Here is a 15,722-nt window from a genome sequence, read left to right as displayed (position 1 = left end):
GTGACGGGTACCATCGCCTCCGTGGTCATCGAAGACAGCGGCGTCACGGGCCTCGAAGCCGATCGCGGCCTGGTCACCCGCAAGAGCACGGCCGAGCGGGTCGCCGGCGTCCTCCGCAAGCGCATCGCCGAGGGGTTCTTCCTGCCCGGCGGCCGGCTGTCGGAGCAGGACATCGGCAACGCGCTCGGCGTCTCCCGCAACACGCTTCGCGAAGCGTTCCGGCTGCTCACGCACGAACGGCTGCTCGCCCACGAGCTCAACCGCGGGGTCTTCGTCCGCATCCCGAGCATCGAGGACGTCATCGACATCTACCGGGTGCGCAAGATCATCGAGTGCGCGGCGGTCCGCGGGGTGCGGACCCAGCCCGCGTCGTTCCCGCGGATCAAGGAGAAGGTCGAGATCGGGGACGAGGCCGCGCGCACCGGCAACTGGAAGGACCTCGGCACCGCGAACGTCTGGTTCCACCAGGAGCTGGCCGCGCTGTCCGGCAGCGAACGCGTGAACGAGCTGGTCGGCAGGCTGACCGCCGAGCTGCGGCTGGTGTTCCACATCATGGCCGAGCCGCGCCGCTTCCACGAGCGCTACCTGCCGCGCAACCACGAAATCCTCGACCGCATCGAGGCCGGTGACGGCCCGGGCGCCGAACAGCTGCTGATGAAGTACCTCGACGACGCGGAGGAACAGCTGGTGGGCGCGTACGCGGACCGGGCGGACGCGGCCCGCGCGGCCGTCGCGGCGGAGTAGCTCTAGCCGCGCTCCACTCGTCCGAACCGGTGGGCATTCGGGCACGGTTGAGGTCCGGACGGCCCGAGCACGAGCCGGACACTAGGGCCGGTGGATAACCTCGGGTGCGGTTCCGCCGCCGGAGACCCCCAGCGGCCGGCGGAACCCCTCGCTGCCGGGTCGTGGCTTCCCCAGAGCCGCGGCCCGGCAGCCCACCCCCGTAACGCCGTGAATGCCACCTTGACGGACTCAACGTCCCTCAAGGTGGCATTCACGGACTTGCCCGGGGAGAGGGTCAGCCGGCGTAGCGGGCGAAGATCCTCGTGAAGTCCCACGCCTGCTGGGAGACACCGGAACAGGTGTCGTTGTTCGGGTACCCGCCGGGGCACGGGCGGTCGCGGTTCGCCGACCAGAACGTCAACCGGGCCAGGTGGTGCGAGTTCGCGTAGGCCAGGATCGTGGTGAAGTCGTTGAGCGTGACCGTCTCGGCGTTGTCGGTGATGCCGTTCATCGACGAGATGCCCATGTGCCGGTAGGCCGTGTCGTCGTCGTAGCCGTACGCGCCCTTGACGACGTTCTTGAGGCCCTCGGCCGCCCGCTGGGTCAGCGTGCCCATGTTCTGGCCCGCCCCGCCGAAGTCGAACGGCATGATCACCCAGCCGTCGACCGTGAGCCCGCTCTGCGCCGCCCGGTTCACCAGGCTGTTGTCGGGGCCGGACTGCCCGGTGCCGAAGGTGACGTACAGCTTGATGCCCGGGTTGTTCGCTCGCACCGACTTCAGCGCGTCGACCGTGCGCTGCTGCACCGCGGGGTTGCTGTAGGCGTCGGCCTCGATGTCGATGTCGATCGCCTTGAGGCCGTAGGCGTTGATCACCTTCTGGTACGCCGCCGCCAGCTCGCCCGCGCTGCCGCACGACGACTCCAGCTTGTTGCCGGAGTACCCGCCGAACGACGGGATGACGTCGCCACCACCCGCGCGGATGGCGTTGATCGTGTTCTGGTCGACGCCGCCGGTCAGCGCCCGGCCGCCGTCCCACTGCGGGTTGCAGTAGCCGTTGGACAGCACGAACGCCAGCGTGAACCACTTGACGCCGGTGGCGCTCATGATCGTCGCCGGGTTCGGCGGGTCACCCCAGCCGTTGTAGAGGTACGGCGCCACGGCCATCGCACCCGGGCCCGGCGGCGGGGTCGTGCCGCCGGACGGGAGCGTCCACTGCTGGTTGGCCGTGCTCGCGCACGTCCAGATCTGCAGCCGCGTCCCGTTGGCGCTGGAATTGCCGATGGCGTCGAGGCACTTGCCGGACCCGGTGTTGACCAGGTTCTTCGCCGCGTTGGCCGTCCACTTCTGGGCGCCCGACCCGTTGCAGTCCCACAGCTGGACCTGCGTGCCGTTCGCGGTGCCGGCGCTCGTGACGTCGAGGCACTTGCCCAGCGCCTGCAGGGATCCGTCGCTGCCGACCGTCCACTGTTGAGCGTTCGATCCGTTGCAGTCGTACAACTGGACGGCCGTCCCGTTGGCGCTGCTCGCCGCGTTGACGTCGACGCACTTGCCGGCGAGGCCGGTGATCGGCCCGGTCGCCGCCTGCGCGACGCCCGGGGCGAGCACCATCGCCGACGCGGCGACGAGCGCGCCGAGTGTTGCTCTGACCCTCATTTTGCTCCTCATGCGGGGACGTTCCACTTCTGGTTGGCCGCGCCGGTGCAGGTCCAGATCTGCAGCCGGGTGCCGTTGGCGCTGGAGTTGCCGGTCGCGTCGACGCACTTGTTCGACCCCGAGCCGACGAGGTCCTTGGCCGCGGTGGCCGCCCACCTCTGGTTCGCGGTCCCGCCGCAGTCCCAGAGCTGCAGCTGCGCTCCGTCCGCTGTGGACTGTCCGGTGACGTCGAGGCACTTGCCCAGCGCGCGGATCGTGCCGTCGGTGCCGACGGTCCACTGCTGGGCGCTCGAGCCGTTGCAGTCGTAGAGCTGGACGGCCGTGCCGTTGGTGCTGGTCGCGCCGGCGACGTCGATGCACTTTCCGCCGAGGCCGGTGATCGGGCCGGTCTTGCCGGTGCCGCCGCCGTTGCCCTGGTTGCCGCTCCAGGTGAACGTCGCCGAGGTGCGGCCGGGCAGGGTGTAGGTGAACGACGAATTGCCCCAGTTCACGCGGACGTTCTGGGTGCCCGTGCCGGAGTTGTGGGCGATCAGCGCCTTCGAGCCGTCCGGGTTCTTCCAGGCGACGTTGCGCACGGCCGAGTTGTCGTTCGAGTCGATCCGGTACGCGCCGGGCCTCACGAACTTCGTCAGGTGACCCATCGTGTAGTACTCGACGGTGTAGTCGACCTGGCCGTTGCGCCCGTCTCCGTTGTGGACGGTGACCAGGCCGGTGCAGACGTCACAGCCGCCGTTGTGCGGGTTGTGCGCCTGGTCCATCGCCAGGCTCCACTTGGTGACCGTGCGGCTCCAGTTGCGCGTGTAGTCGACGATGTTGGTCATGTCCTCGGCGTGCTGGTTCGACACCCAGGTGCCGCCCGAGTGCTCGGTCGAGTACGCGTTGACGTTCGGGTACTGGTTGTGCACGGTCGTCTGCTGCGAGACGTCGCCGCCGTACCCGTGCCACGCCATGCCGCCGAAGTTCGGGTGGCTGCGGATGGCCGCATCGTCCATCGTGGGCGCCGCGAAGGACTGGTACTGGTCCCAGTTCCAGTCGAGCGCCAGGACCTTTGTGGACAATCCGGCGTTCCGCAGCGCAGGCAGCAGGTTGTTCTTCGTGAAGTACGCCAGGCCCGCGCCGTTCCAGTTGGTCGACGGGTAGCTCGCGCAGCACGTCGGCTCGTTCTGGACCGACAGGTAGTTGATCGGCACACCGGCGGCCTGGTAGGCCTGCACGTACTTGACGAAGTACTGCGCGTAGGCCGGGTAGAACTGCGACTCGACCCAGCCGAGCAGGTAGCTGTCGTTGTCCTTCATCCACGGCGGCGCGCTCCACGGCGAGGCCATGACCTTGATCTGCGGGTTGAGCTGCAGCGCCTGCTTGGTGAGCGGCAGGACGTCGGTCTGGTCGTGCGCGATGGAGAACTTCGCCAGGTTCGGGTCGGTCTGCCCGGCCGGCACGTCGTCGAACGTGTAGCTGTAGCGCGCGATGTCCGACGCGCCGATCGGGTTGCGGAGGAAGCTGATGCCGATCCCCGCGTTCGGGTCGAACAGCTTCTGCATGACCTGGTTGCGCGTGCTCGCGCTCAGCAGGTTGCTCGAGTTGAGCAGCCACGCTGCGGAGTCGGTGAACGACGCGCCGGCGCCCTCGAACTGCTGGTAGGTCGTGTTCTCGTTGACGTTGACGGTCACGCCGCCGGTGCCGGTGCCCGCGGCGAACTGGATCGGCGTCTGCTGCTGCAGGCCGCGGGTGACGTTGACGCCCTTGGCGTCGTCGGTGGTGGTGAGCCAGATGTTGACCGTCTCGCCCGCGGCCTGCGCCGGGGCGGCGAACGTGGCTGCGGCGAGCGCGGTCACGCCGAGGAGGGTGAGCAGTTTTCTCATGGCAGCGTCCACTTCTGGTTCGTGCCGGAGCCGCAGGTCCAGATCTGGAGCCGGGTGCCGTTGGCGCTCGAATTGCCGGTCGCGTCCAGGCACCTGCCGGAGCCGGTGTTCACGAGGTTCTGCGCCCCGTTGGCCGACCACTTCTGGGCGTTGCTGCCGTTGCAGTCCCACAGTTGCGTCGGCGTGCCGTTCGCCGTGCCGGCGCTGGTGACGTCGAGGCACTTGCCGAGCGCGCGGACCGTGCCGTCGGCTCCGACCGTCCACTGTTGAGCGCTCGTGCCGTTGCAGTCGTAGAGCTGGACGGCGGTGCCGTTGGCTTTGTTCGCGCCGGCGACGTCGACGCACTTGCCGCCGATGCCGGTGATCGGCCCGGCGCCGCCGGCGGGCGGCGTGGTGGTGCCGCCGACGAACTGCGTGGCGACCTGCTCGCCGAGGCTGACGGCGTTCGCGTGGTTCTCGATCGGGTTGACGTGCGTGTTCGGGAACACGATGTACGTCACCGGGCCTTCGGTGCCGCCGTTCTTCGGGTCGGGGTTGATGCCGAGGCTGACGGCGGTGGCGTAGGACGCCTCACCGATGATGCTCGTCGGCCCGGTGTCGCCGACCACGGCGTAGGTGACCTGGTTGTGGTAGATCACTGCCACGACCGAGCCGCCGTCGATGCCGTGGTTGCGGTAGTCCCATGTGGACGTCGGCTGCGGAAGGACGATGTACGGCAGCTGGGCCGCGTTGAGCGGCTGGTCGGTCGAGGTGTGGAACGCGGTGTCGGGGTAGAAGCAGCAGTCGGTGTTCTCGTTGCACTGGCTGGTGCGGACGCCGTCGCAGTCGACGTCCATGTCGGCCGTGAAGAACACCGCGCCGTTCGCTTGGCAGACGGGCACGGTGGCCGCGCCCCCCTCGTCGTACGAGTACTTACCGTTCGAAATCTGCTGGCAGCTCTGCGTTTTGGCCAGCAGCTGGGCCGCGGACGGACCGGCTTCGACCGCCGCTTGGGCGGAGCCGGTGAGGAGAGAAAGCGCTAACAGGGCACACCCCATTAGCGCGACGATGATTCGCCGCACTTTTGGTTCTCCTTGGGGAGTGGGCCGGGAGCTATGCGCTCCCGGCCCCGGGGATCAGGGAGTGGTCCACTTCTGGTTGGCGCCGCCGCCGCAGGTCCAGATCTGCAGGCGGGTGCCGTTCGCGCTCGAATTGCCGGTCGCGTCGAGGCACTTGTTGGCGTTCGGGTTCACGATGTCGCGCGCGCCGGAGATCGCCCATTGCTGGGCGCCGGTTCCGTTGCAGTCGTAGAGCTGCACGGGTGTCCCGTCCGCGGTGCCGGCGCCGGAGACGTCCATGCACTTGCCGAGGGCGCGGATCGTGCCGTCGGTGCCGACGGTCCAGTTCTGCGCGGCGTTGCCGTTGCAGTCGGTGATCTGGATCGGCGTGCCGTTGGCGGAGTTCGCGCCGGCGACGTCGACGCACTTGCCGCCGATGCCGGTGATCGTGCCGGTCCGGCCGCCGCCGCTGCTGGAGTTGTTGGTGACGTGCACGTAGTCGACGACCAGCTGCTGCGGGAACTGCGTGCTGCTGTTGGGATCGCCGGGCCAGTACCCGCCGACGGCGAGGTTGAGGATGATGAAGAAGTTGTGGTCGTACACCCAGCGGTTGCCGTTCAGATCGGACGGCGTGCGGGTCTGGTAGAGGTTGCCGTCGACGTACCACTTGATCTGGTTGGGCGCCCAGTCGACGGCGTAGGTGTGGAAGTCGTCGGAGAAGTTCGGGCCGTTGTAGGCCGCGCCGATGCCGCCGGAGCCGGAGTAGCCGGGGCCGTGGATGGTGCCGTGCACGGTGTTCGGCTCGAACCCGACGTTCTCCATGATGTCGATTTCGCCGTCGGTCGGCCAGTTGCCGCCGCCGAGCATCCAGAACGCCGGCCACATGCCCTGCCCGCGCGGGAGTTTCATCCGCGTCTCGAAGTGGCCGTAGGCCTGGCTGAACTTGCCGGCGGTGTTGAGCCGGGCGGAGGTGTACTCGCAGCGGCCGTACCAGCAGTTGTAGTTGCCGGGGTTTTCCCTCTTGGCGGTGATGACGAGGTGGCCCTGGCCGTCGAGCTGGGCGTTGTTGGTGCCGGAGGTGTAGTACTGCCGCTCGTGGTTGTTGACGTTGTCGCCGGTTTCGAGCTGCCACTTCGACCCGTCGACGCCAGCGCCCGCGGGGCCGTTGAAGTCGTCGGTGAAGGTGGCCGCCGCGGCGGCGGGGGACGGGCTGACGATCTGCTGCCCGAGCAGGAGCAGCGAGCAGGCGGCGAAGAGCGCCGCCCAGCGGCTCTTGCGGAATTTCCGGCTTTCCCGGAACGAGGTGGACATCGTTGTCGCCTCTCTCACCGTGGGGACCGGCGTTCCGCGCGCAGCACGGAACGCGAGGAAGGGGAGGTGGCCGCGCATGCCGGGGCGGCGGCAGGCGTGGCCGTGCGTGTGCTCGCCGAGGCCCGCGCGGCGGTGCGCGGACGTCAGCGTCTTTGTTGTGGCTGGCAACAAAGTATGCATGGTCCAGACAAGCCGGGCAACCGTCGCCCGGTCATTTTTTTTCAACCCGAATTAAGGGTGGGCGGGTGGCTCACCCGGGTGAGGGAGGTGCGCGGTGGGGACGGTCTCGGTTGCTTCCGGCGCGCCGACGATGGCTTTGGCACTCCGGCTTGTCCACAGCGCGGCAGTGATGTGGACAAGGGGGCTCAGGTGGCGGTCTTGTGGGGCTTTTCGTCGGGTGGTGCCGATACGCTGGAGCGGGGACGGACCCCCAGGGAGGGTGGGCCCTGCTCGGGGCCGCTCGAGGCCGCCGCTCAGCGGCAGGCCCGCCCGCGATAGGCCCGCTCAGCGGTAGGTCCGCTCGCGGCAGGCCCGCTCAGCGAGACAGGCCCGCTCAGTGGTAGGCCCACTCAGCCGCCCACAGCGACCCTAAGCCGCCGCGTCGGAGTTGGGGGCGCCCGGCTTGGCGATCCTCGAGGTCGCTCCCTGCTCCAGCAAGTCCGCCACCGGGAGCGTTGCCGCGCCGGTGGCCACCGCGTCCAGGCCCAGCGAGCCCAACTGGATCGATGTCTGGCTGAACGGGTGCCGTAGCGCGTGCTCGCCCGCGGCCGCTCGGATCCGGGGCAGGAGCTGCTCACCCAGCGCCAACCCCGCCCACCCGCCGATCACGATGCGCTCCGGGTTGAACAGGTTGATCAGGTTCGCGATACCCGCACCCAGGTAGCCCGCCGTCTCGTCGAGCACCCGGGCCGCCGTTTTGGACTTCGGCGCCGCCGACAGCAGGGCCGAAAACTGCGCCTGCTCGTCCTCGCCCGTGATGTCCTTGCCTCGCGCTCGGCGGTACCTGGCCAGCACCGCGCCTGCGCCGATGTACGCCTCCAGGCACCCTCGCGCACCGCAGCGGCACTCCTGGCCGCCGTACGCGATCGTCGTGTGGCCCCACTCGCCCGCGCTGCTCGTCGAACCCCGGTACGTCGTTCCGTCCGTGACCACCGCCGCTCCCACGCCCGAGCCGATCAGGGCTATCACCGCGTGGCGCGCCCCGCGGCCGGCGCCGAACCACATCTCGGCCTGGCCCTGGGTCTTCGCGCCGTTGTCCACGAACAGCGGCAAGCCGACGCCGGCGTCCTGCAGCAGCGCCGCGAACGGCACGCCGTCCCAGCCGACGGTCGGGGCGTGGACCAGCACCCGCGCCCCCTGCTCGACCGTGCCCGGCACGCCGATGCCGACGCCGAGCACGCCCGATTCGTCGATGCCCGCGCTCGCGAACACCTCGCGCAGCCCGGACGTCACCTGCTCGACCGCGGTCGCCGGGTCGGGCGCCTTCGGCAGCGGGTGGTCGACCGTCGCGAGCCGGTTCATCGCCAGGTCGAACAGCTCGACCTTGACGCCCGTCTCCCCGATGTCGACGCCCGCGACGTGCCCGTACGCCGGGTCGACGCGCAGCAGCACGCGCGGGCGCCCGCCGTCCGATTCGACCTGGCCGGCCTCGGTGATCAGGCGTTCTTCGCCCAGTTCGGCCGTCACGTTGCTCACCGTGGCGGCACTCAATCCGGTGAGCTGGCTGAGTTCGTGCCTCGACAGCGGGCCGTCGAAGTACAGTTTCGACAGCAGCAGGGATCGGTTGTGCCGCCGCAGATCACGGACGGTGGTGCGCTTGCTCGCCATGGGCAACCCATCTGAACTCTGACCGGCTCACTGACAGGATGCCTGATCACCGTAAGTTGTGGCTATGTATTAAGTAGTGAACTAAGTCCCGAACCGATGGTAGGCGGGCCGCGGTCTGGCAGAATCCTCCCGGTGACCCAGGTGGTGCGCCAGACGACCCGTGACCTCAGGCGGCACAACCGCGCGGCACTGCTCTCCTCGCTCTACCTCCGCGGTCCCGTCAGCAGACTGGAACTGGTAGCTGAATCGGGACTGTCGGCCGCCACCGTTACCAACGTCGTCTCGGAACTCATCGCCGACGGCGTCGTCGCCGAGGCCGGATCGGTCGAATCGGACGGCGGGCGGCCGCGCACGCTGCTGGCGGTGCGGCCCGGGTTCGGGCACGTCGTGGGCGTCGACGTCAGCGAGACGCACGTCGAGGTCGGCCTCTTCGACTGCGCGCTCGGCACCCTCGGCACGGTGCGCCACCCGCTCGTCGGCACCCGGCTCGACCCGGACGAAGTGGCCGGACTGGCGCGAACCGGCATCGCCGAAGTGCTCGAAGGCGGCGAACCGGACGCGGTGTTCGGCGTCGGCATCGGCGTGCCCGGCGCAGTCCGCGACGGCGGGATCGTGCACGCGCCCACTCTCGGCTGGCGCGGCGTGAACTTCGCCGAGCTGATCCACCCGCACGTCGAGGCGTTGTTCCCGGCCGGCCCGGGGCGCGAAGCCGGGTGGACGATGCCGGTGCACCTGGACAACCGCGCCCGCACCCTCGGCCAGGCCGAGGCCTGGCGCGGGGCCGGCCGCGGCGCCGAACGCGCCATCGTCGCCCTCCTCGGCGTCGGCGTCGGGGCCGCCGTCGCGACGGCCGGGCGGTCGCACCCCGGCATCACGACCAGCGAGTGGGGCCACACCGTGGTCAGGGCGGCCGGAGCGGCCTGCCGGTGCGGCTCCCACGGCTGCCTGGAGGCCTACGTCGGCACCGAGGCGGTGGTCCGCCACTACGCCGAGCGCGCCGGCAAGGAACCGGTCATCGGAGACGAAAGCGACGCCGAACTGGCTCGCATCGTCGCCGAAGCCCGCGACGGCGGTCCGGCCGCGGAGGTGCTGGCCGAGGCCGGCGAGTACCTCGGGATCGGCATCGCGAACCTGATCAACCTGCTCAGTCCCGACCGGGTGGTGCTGTCCGGCTCGGCCGGGGCGATCATGGGACCGGCGATCCTCCCCGCCGTGCGCGACGCGGTGCGCCGGCACGCGCTCGACTACCTGGCCGAGCGCACCGAGGTCGTCCTCGGCCGGCTCGGGCCCGAGGCGGTCGCGCTCGGCGCGGCGACCTTGCCGATCGCCCAGCTGCTGGCGAGCGGGGGCCGGAACGGCTGAAACCCTTGCCGCGCAAGGATTAGGTCGTCCAGTAGGTCCAGACCGCCAGTTCTTTTAGTACTTAAACTTAGGTACAAAACGTTACCGCCGTGTTATTGACGTGACCCGAGTCACCCGGGTTGACTTCGGGGCGTCGTTCGGTCGCCGGCGGTCGGGGCTCGCTACCAGTCGACAGCAATCAGTCGTCGATGACTAGGAGGACCGATGCGGGTCAAACGCGCAGTGGTCGCAGCGCTGGTAGCCACCATGGCCGTGACCGGCCTGACCGCGTGCGGCGGCGGCAGCTCGACCGCCGCCCAGGGCAACCCGGACGCCGTGCTGAACGTCGGCAAGCCGGACGGTCCGCAGGCGGAAAACAACAACCCGTTCCTGGAGACGTCCGCCCTGTCCAACATGGGCTACCGGTGGATGATTTACGAGCCCCTCGCCATGTACAACCGCGTCAAGCCGCAGGAGCCGGCGAAGCCGTGGCTGGCCACGAAGTGGGACTGGTCGGACAACTACAAGAAGCTGGTCCTGACCGTCCGTGACGGTGTCAAGTTCTCCGACGGCCAGCCGATGACCGGCGAGGACGTCGCCTACACCTTCCAGCTGCTGCGCGACAACAAGGCGCTGAACGTCGACGCCGTGCCGTACAAGGACATCACCGCGGCGGGCAACCAGGTGACGCTGGGCTTCGACAACTCGCAGTTCGTCAACCAGGTCAAGATCCTGCAGACCCTCGTCGTGCCGAAGCACGTCTGGCAGGGCATCAAGGACCCGGCGCTCGACCTGGTGAAGAACCCGATCGGCACCGGCCCGTACACGCTCAAGTCGGCCACGCCGCAGACGATGATCGTCACCCGCCGCGACGGTTACTGGCAGGAAGCGCCGAAGGTCAAGGAGATCCGCTACACCTCCTACACCGACAACAACGCGCAGGTCTCGGCGCTGGTCAACGGGGCGGCCGAGTGGAGCTTCGTGTTCATCCCGAACTACAAGGCCGTCTACACCAACAAGGACCCGCAGCACTACAAGCTGTGGTTCCCCGCGCAGCTGGCCGTCCACGGGCTGTGGTTCAACACCGAAAAGGCGCCGTGGAACGACGCGAAGCTGCGCCAGGCCGTCAACAAGGTGATCAACCGCGACGACATCTTCAACCAGGGTGAGGCCGGCTACTTCTACCCGAAGAACGACCAGGTCACCGGCATCCCGACCCCGGCGGGTGACCCGTTCATCGCGCCGCAGTACAAGGGCAAGTCGGTCCAGGTCGACGTCCCGGGCGCCAAGGCGCTGCTGACCGGCGCGGGCTACAAGTTCACCGGCGACAAGCTGGCCGATCCGGGCGGCAAACCGGTCACCCTCAAGCTCACCGTCCCCTCCGGCTGGTCGGACTACATCACCGACCTGGAGATCATCAAGGACAACCTGGCGCAGATCGGCATCACCGCCACGGTCGAGAAGATGAACCAGGACGCGTGGATGAAGTCGGTCGACACCGGTGACTTCGAAGGCCTGATGCACTGGACCAACGACGGGCAGACGCCGTACGACATGTACCGCGACGTCATGGACGGCAACCGCTACAAGCCGACCGGCCAGGGTGGCATCAACGGCAACTACGGCCGCTACAAGAACGACGAGGCGACCAAGGCGCTCGAGACCTACGCGAACGCCGAAGACGACGCCGCCCGCACCGCCGCCATGGCGACGCTGCAGCGGATCATGATCGACCAGCAGCCGATGGTCCCGACCTCGGCGGCGAACTCCGGTGGCGAGTACAGCACGAAGAACTGGGTCGGCTGGCCGGACGACGCCAACCCGTACGCACCGGCCCAGCCGACGCTGCGCAACGCGCTCGACATCGTCCTGCACCTGAAGCCCGCGGCCTGACCATGGCGGATTCAGCCGTGACGACCGAGCAGTCCCCCTCCGACCCCGTCGCCGTCGGGTCGGAGGGGGACCTCCCCGTGGTCCTGGAAGCCACGGGACTCACCAAACACTTCTTTATCAGACGCAGCCCGATCCGCACGGGCCGGGCCGCGCTGACCGGCCCGAAACGCAGTGTCCAGGCCGTCGACGACGTGACGCTGACACTCCGGCGGGGCCGCGTCACCGCGCTGGTCGGCGAGTCCGGCTCGGGCAAGTCGACGGTCGCGCGGCTGCTCGCGGGGCTCTACCCGCGCACCGCCGGCGACATCCGGTTGCGCGGCGAGACGGTGAACGTCCGCCACGGCCGGGCGTTCCGCGCCTACGCGCGCCGCGTGCAGATGATCTTCCAGGACCCGTTCGCGTCGCTGAACCCGGTGCACACCGTGCGCTACCACCTGACGCGGGCGCTGAAGATCCACGGCCGCGCGGGCGACGACCTCGAGAAGTCGCTGCACGAACTGCTGACCCGGGTGCAGATGACGCCGCCCGAGCGGTACATCGACAAGTTCCCGCACGAGCTGTCCGGTGGCCAGCGCCAGCGCGTCGCGATCGCGCGGGCGCTCGGCGCCGATCCCGAAGCGCTGCTGGCCGACGAGCCGGTGTCCATGTTGGACGTCTCCATCCGGCTCGGCGTGCTGAACCTGCTGCGGGACCTCAAGGAACGCCTGCACCTGGCAATCCTGTACATCACGCACGACATCGCGTCGGCGCGCTACTTCGCCGACGAGACGATGGTGATGTACGCGGGCCGGATGGTCGAAGGCGGCGACAGCGAGACCATCACGCAGCGGCCGGCGCACCCGTACACCCGGCTGCTCATCGGCTCCGCGCCCGACCCCGACCGGCTGGCCGGCGGGAGCGGCGGCGAACTCGACCCGGGCGAGGTGCCCGCCGAGCGCGGGGCCGGCGAGCCGCCGAGCCTGATCGACCCGCCGCCGGGCTGCCGGTTCCACCCGCGCTGCCCGGTCGCTCTTGCGCGGTGCAAGACCGACCTGCCGCCGCGGTTCGAGGTCGACGACGCACCCGGCCACTGGGCCGCGTGCTGGCTGTACGACGGGGCCGCCCGATGAGGTTCCTGCTGCAACGGCTGGTCTTCTACGTCTTCACCGCGTGGGCCGCCGTCACCATCAACTTCTTCATCCCGCGGCTGATCCCGGGCGACCCGGTGCAGTCCCTGATCGCGAAGAACCAGGGCATGATCAGCGCGGAAGCGATGCAGTCGCTGTACGTCCTGTTCGGACTCGACAAGAACCAAAGCCTCCTCTCCCAGTACTTCGACTATTGGGGTCAGCTCTTCCGGGGCGACCTCGGGATCTCGTTCACGTTCTTCCCGACGCCGGTGTCCGACCTGCTCCGCGACAGCCTGCCGTGGACGATCATCCTGGTCGGCATCACCACGATCGTCGGCTTCGCGATCGGCACCGGGCTCGGCGTGGTGGCCGGCTGGAAGCGCGGCTCGTGGGTCGACGGCCTGCTGCCGGTGACGACGTTCCTTTCGTCGATCCCCTACTTCTGGCTCGGCCTGATCGCGCTGACGCTCTTGGCCGGCCCGGGCAGCTTCTTCCCGTCGTCCGGCGGTTACGACCCCGGCGTGGTGCCCGGCTGGGACGGCGGGTTCATCGGCAGCGCGATCCAGCACAGCCTGCTGCCCGCGCTGACCATCCTGATCAGCTCGATGGGCAGCTGGATCCTGGGCATGCGCAACATGATGGTGACCGTCGCGTCGGAGGACTACGTCACCGTCGCGCACGCCAAGGGTCTGCCGGAGCGCCGGGTCATGGTCGGGTACGCCGCGCGCAACGCGCTGCTGCCGAGCGTGTCCGGGTTCGCGCTGGCGCTGGGCTTCATCGTCGGCGGCACGCTGCTGGTGGAGATCGTCTTCTCCTACCCGGGCGTCGGCTTCCAGCTGTTCCAGGCGGTCGGCTCGCAGGACTACCCCCTGATGCAGGGCATCTTCCTGATCATCACGCTGTCGGTGCTGGTGGCGAACCTGTTCGCCGACGTCGCCTACCTGGCGCTCGACCCGCGCACCCGGAAGGAGGGCTGACATGGCCGTACCCGCGGCGGACGTCAAGGCCGCCCAAGCCCTCCCGCTCGATGCGGTGGCCGCCCGCCGGCGCCGCTTCCGGTTCCTCACCGGTGGCAAGACCGCCACCGGCCTCGCCGTCATCGTCTTCTTCCTGGTGATCGCGGTCATCGGGGAGTGGATCGCGCCGTACGACCCGTCGGCGCGCAGCAGCGACCTGCTGGAGTCGCCATCGGCCCGGCACTGGTTCGGCACCACCCACCTGGGCCAGGACATCTTCAGCCAGGTGCTGGTCGGCACGCGCAGCGTCATGCTCGTCGGGCTGGCCGCCGGGATCGTGGCGACGATCCTCGCGGTGATCGTCGGCGTGACGTCCGGCTACCTCGGCGGCACGCCCGGTGAAGGCCTCTCCGCTTTGTCCAACGTGTTCCTCGTGATCCCCGCGCTGCCGCTGATCATCATCATCGGCAGCGCGGTGCCCACCGGCGGGGACTTCCTGGTGGCGGTGATCATCGGGTTCACGTCGTGGGCCTGGGGCGCCCGGGTCCTGCGGGCCCAGACGCTGTCCCTGCGCGGCCGGGAATACGTCGAAGCGGCCCGGGCCACCGGAGAATCGACCTGGCGGATCATCTTCTTCGAGATCCTGCCGAACCTGACCGCGGTGATCGCGTCCAGCTTCGTCGGCACGGTGATCTTCGCCGTGATGTCGGAGATCACGCTCGCGTTCGTCGGCGTCTCCGGGCTGTCCAACTGGAACTGGGGCACGATCCTGTTCTGGGCGCAGAGCCAGCAGGCGCTCGCGCAGGGCGCGTGGTGGTGGTTCGTGCCGGCCGGGCTGGCGATCGCCATCCTCGGCACCGCGTTGTCCCTGCTCAACTTCGGCATCGACGAGTTCGTCAGCCCGCGGCTGCGCGGCAGCGGCAAAGCCCGCGTCAAGGGCGCCGACGGGCGGACGCACCGCATGCGGGTGGGCTTCACGCCCGTGCTCGGGCGAGAGGAAAAGCCATGATGGACCCGGTGCTGGAGATCAAGGGCCTGGACGTCGACTACGGCGTCGGCGACGAGGCCGCGCGCGCGGTCCGGGACGTGCACCTGACGCTGCACCGCGGCGAAGTCCTCGGCCTGGCCGGGGAAAGCGGCAGCGGCAAGTCCACGTTGGCCTACGGGCTGACGCGGCTGCTCGCCCCGCCGGGGGTGATCCGCGGCGGCGAGGTGATCTACCACCCGGCGGACGGTGAGCCTTACGACGTCCTGAAGCTGACGGACAAGCAACTGCGGGACTTCCGCTGGGCCGAGACGTCGATCGTGTTCCAGGGCGCGATGAACTCCCTGAACCCGGTGCACAAGGTGGTCACGCAGCTCGTCGACGTCATCAAGGCGCACGAGCCGAACACGACGAAGTCCGGGCGCGTTGCGCGAGCGAAGGACCTGCTCAAGCTGGTCGGCATCTCGGCCGACCGGTTGGAGGCCTACCCGCACCAGCTGTCCGGTGGCATGCGGCAGCGCGTGATGATCGCGATGGCGCTGGCGCTGGAGCCGCGGATCGTCATCATGGACGAGCCGACCACCGCGCTCGACGTCGTGATGCAGCGGCAGATCCTCGGCCAGCTCGTGGAACTGCGGGAGCGGCTGGGCTTCTCGGTCCTGTTCATCACGCACGACCTTTCGCTGCTGGTGGAGTTCTCGGACCGGATCGCGATCATGTACGGCGGCCGGATCGTCGAGCAGGCACCGGCGGCGGACCTCTACCGGGACGCGCTGCACCCGTACAGCCACGGCCTGCTGAACTCGTTCCCCGCGCTGCGGGGCCCGCGGCGCGAGCTGTCCGGAATCCCCGGCTCGCCGCCGGACACGCGCGGGATGCCGTCCGGCTGCGCGTTCCACCCGCGGTGCCCCAAGGCCTTCGAACCGTGCCCCGACCGCGTGCCCCTGCTGGGAAGCCCCGGCGACCCGGCCCGCGAAGTGGCTTGCTGGCTGCATCCCGTCGGCACCGGTACCGCCCCCTGAAC

The 15,722-nt window shown here is 69.3% G+C and carries 12 protein-coding genes; 7 read left to right on the top strand and 5 right to left on the bottom strand.

Annotated elements, in window-relative coordinates:
- The first annotated feature begins 21 nt into the window (after positions 1-21).
- Complete coding sequence (locus AB0M80_RS24355; RefSeq protein ID WP_364568965.1) at positions 22-744, top strand: GntR family transcriptional regulator; 723 nt, start codon at positions 22-24, stop codon at positions 742-744.
- A gap of 274 nt (positions 745-1,018) precedes the next feature.
- On the opposite strand, the gene AB0M80_RS24350 is transcribed toward AB0M80_RS24355, so the two are convergent.
- From AB0M80_RS24350 to AB0M80_RS24330, 5 genes are all read right to left on the bottom strand, one after another.
- Positions 1,019-2,377 carry a ricin-type beta-trefoil lectin domain protein gene (locus AB0M80_RS24350; protein WP_364568962.1) on the bottom strand — a complete coding sequence of 453 codons (1,359 nt, stop codon included), beginning with the start codon at positions 2,375-2,377 and terminating at the stop codon, positions 1,019-1,021.
- A gap of 8 nt (positions 2,378-2,385) precedes the next feature.
- Positions 2,386-4,239 (bottom strand): ricin-type beta-trefoil lectin domain protein, encoded by a 1,854-nt coding sequence (locus AB0M80_RS24345; protein ID WP_364568960.1) that lies wholly within the window; start codon positions 4,237-4,239, stop codon positions 2,386-2,388.
- A complete protein-coding gene (locus AB0M80_RS24340) occupies positions 4,236-5,300 on the bottom strand; it encodes a ricin-type beta-trefoil lectin domain protein (RefSeq protein WP_364568957.1) in 1,065 nt (354 codons plus the stop codon). The genes AB0M80_RS24345 and AB0M80_RS24340 overlap by 4 nt, the downstream gene beginning before the upstream one ends.
- A gap of 54 nt (positions 5,301-5,354) precedes the next feature.
- Positions 5,355-6,587 (bottom strand): family 16 glycosylhydrolase, encoded by a 1,233-nt coding sequence (locus AB0M80_RS24335; RefSeq protein WP_364568954.1) that lies wholly within the window; start codon positions 6,585-6,587, stop codon positions 5,355-5,357.
- 588 nt (positions 6,588-7,175) lie between these two features.
- Entirely contained in the window at positions 7,176-8,414 is a 1,239-nt protein-coding gene (locus AB0M80_RS24330; RefSeq protein WP_364568951.1) for an ROK family transcriptional regulator, read from the bottom strand.
- Positions 8,415-8,546: 132 nt separating this feature from the next.
- On the opposite strand from AB0M80_RS24330, the gene AB0M80_RS24325 reads away from it, so the two are divergent.
- From AB0M80_RS24325 to AB0M80_RS24300, 6 genes are all read left to right on the top strand, one after another.
- Positions 8,547-9,776: an ROK family transcriptional regulator gene (locus AB0M80_RS24325; protein WP_364568948.1), complete on the top strand. Its 1,230-nt coding sequence runs from the start codon at positions 8,547-8,549 to the stop codon at positions 9,774-9,776.
- A 204-nt stretch (positions 9,777-9,980) separates the two neighbouring features.
- Entirely contained in the window at positions 9,981-11,648 is a 1,668-nt protein-coding gene (locus tag AB0M80_RS24320; protein WP_364568945.1) for an ABC transporter substrate-binding protein, read from the top strand.
- A 17-nt stretch (positions 11,649-11,665) separates the two neighbouring features.
- Positions 11,666-12,757: an ABC transporter ATP-binding protein gene (locus AB0M80_RS24315; RefSeq protein WP_364568943.1), complete on the top strand. Its 1,092-nt coding sequence runs from the start codon at positions 11,666-11,668 to the stop codon at positions 12,755-12,757.
- Positions 12,754-13,734 (top strand): ABC transporter permease, encoded by a 981-nt coding sequence (locus AB0M80_RS24310; RefSeq protein ID WP_364568941.1) that lies wholly within the window; start codon positions 12,754-12,756, stop codon positions 13,732-13,734. The genes AB0M80_RS24315 and AB0M80_RS24310 overlap by 4 nt, the downstream gene beginning before the upstream one ends.
- Before the next feature lies 1 nt (position 13,735).
- Positions 13,736-14,722 carry an ABC transporter permease gene (locus tag AB0M80_RS24305; protein WP_364568938.1) on the top strand — a complete coding sequence of 329 codons (987 nt, stop codon included), beginning with the start codon at positions 13,736-13,738 and terminating at the stop codon, positions 14,720-14,722.
- Positions 14,719-15,720, top strand: coding sequence for an ABC transporter ATP-binding protein (locus AB0M80_RS24300; protein WP_364568935.1), 1,002 nt, complete (start codon positions 14,719-14,721; stop codon positions 15,718-15,720). Before AB0M80_RS24305 ends, AB0M80_RS24300 begins: the two co-directional genes overlap by 4 nt.
- Positions 15,721-15,722 lie beyond the last annotated feature (2 nt).

The organism is Amycolatopsis sp. NPDC051045, assembly GCF_040682955.1.
In the GTDB taxonomy this organism is placed as follows: domain Bacteria; phylum Actinomycetota; class Actinomycetes; order Mycobacteriales; family Pseudonocardiaceae; genus Amycolatopsis.
This window is presented reverse-complemented; position numbering and strand designations above follow the sequence as displayed.

What these genes read in the sequence shown, in the direction of transcription:
- AB0M80_RS24350 (WP_364568962.1), bottom strand. Translation starts at nt 2,377, where the DNA reads ATGAGGGTCAGAGCAACACTCGGCGCGCTCGTCGCCGCGTCGGCGATG.
- AB0M80_RS24345 (WP_364568960.1), bottom strand. Translation starts at nt 4,239, where the DNA reads ATGAGAAAACTGCTCACCCTCCTCGGCGTGACCGCGCTCGCCGCAGCC.
- AB0M80_RS24335 (WP_364568954.1), bottom strand. Translation starts at nt 6,587, where the DNA reads ATGTCCACCTCGTTCCGGGAAAGCCGGAAATTCCGCAAGAGCCGCTGG.
- AB0M80_RS24330 (WP_364568951.1), bottom strand. Translation starts at nt 8,414, where the DNA reads ATGGCGAGCAAGCGCACCACCGTCCGTGATCTGCGGCGGCACAACCGA.
- AB0M80_RS24320 (WP_364568945.1), top strand. Translation starts at nt 9,981, where the DNA reads ATGCGGGTCAAACGCGCAGTGGTCGCAGCGCTGGTAGCCACCATGGCC.
- AB0M80_RS24310 (WP_364568941.1), top strand. Translation starts at nt 12,754, where the DNA reads ATGAGGTTCCTGCTGCAACGGCTGGTCTTCTACGTCTTCACCGCGTGG.
- AB0M80_RS24305 (WP_364568938.1), top strand. Translation starts at nt 13,736, where the DNA reads ATGGCCGTACCCGCGGCGGACGTCAAGGCCGCCCAAGCCCTCCCGCTC.
- AB0M80_RS24300 (WP_364568935.1), top strand. Translation starts at nt 14,719, where the DNA reads ATGATGGACCCGGTGCTGGAGATCAAGGGCCTGGACGTCGACTACGGC.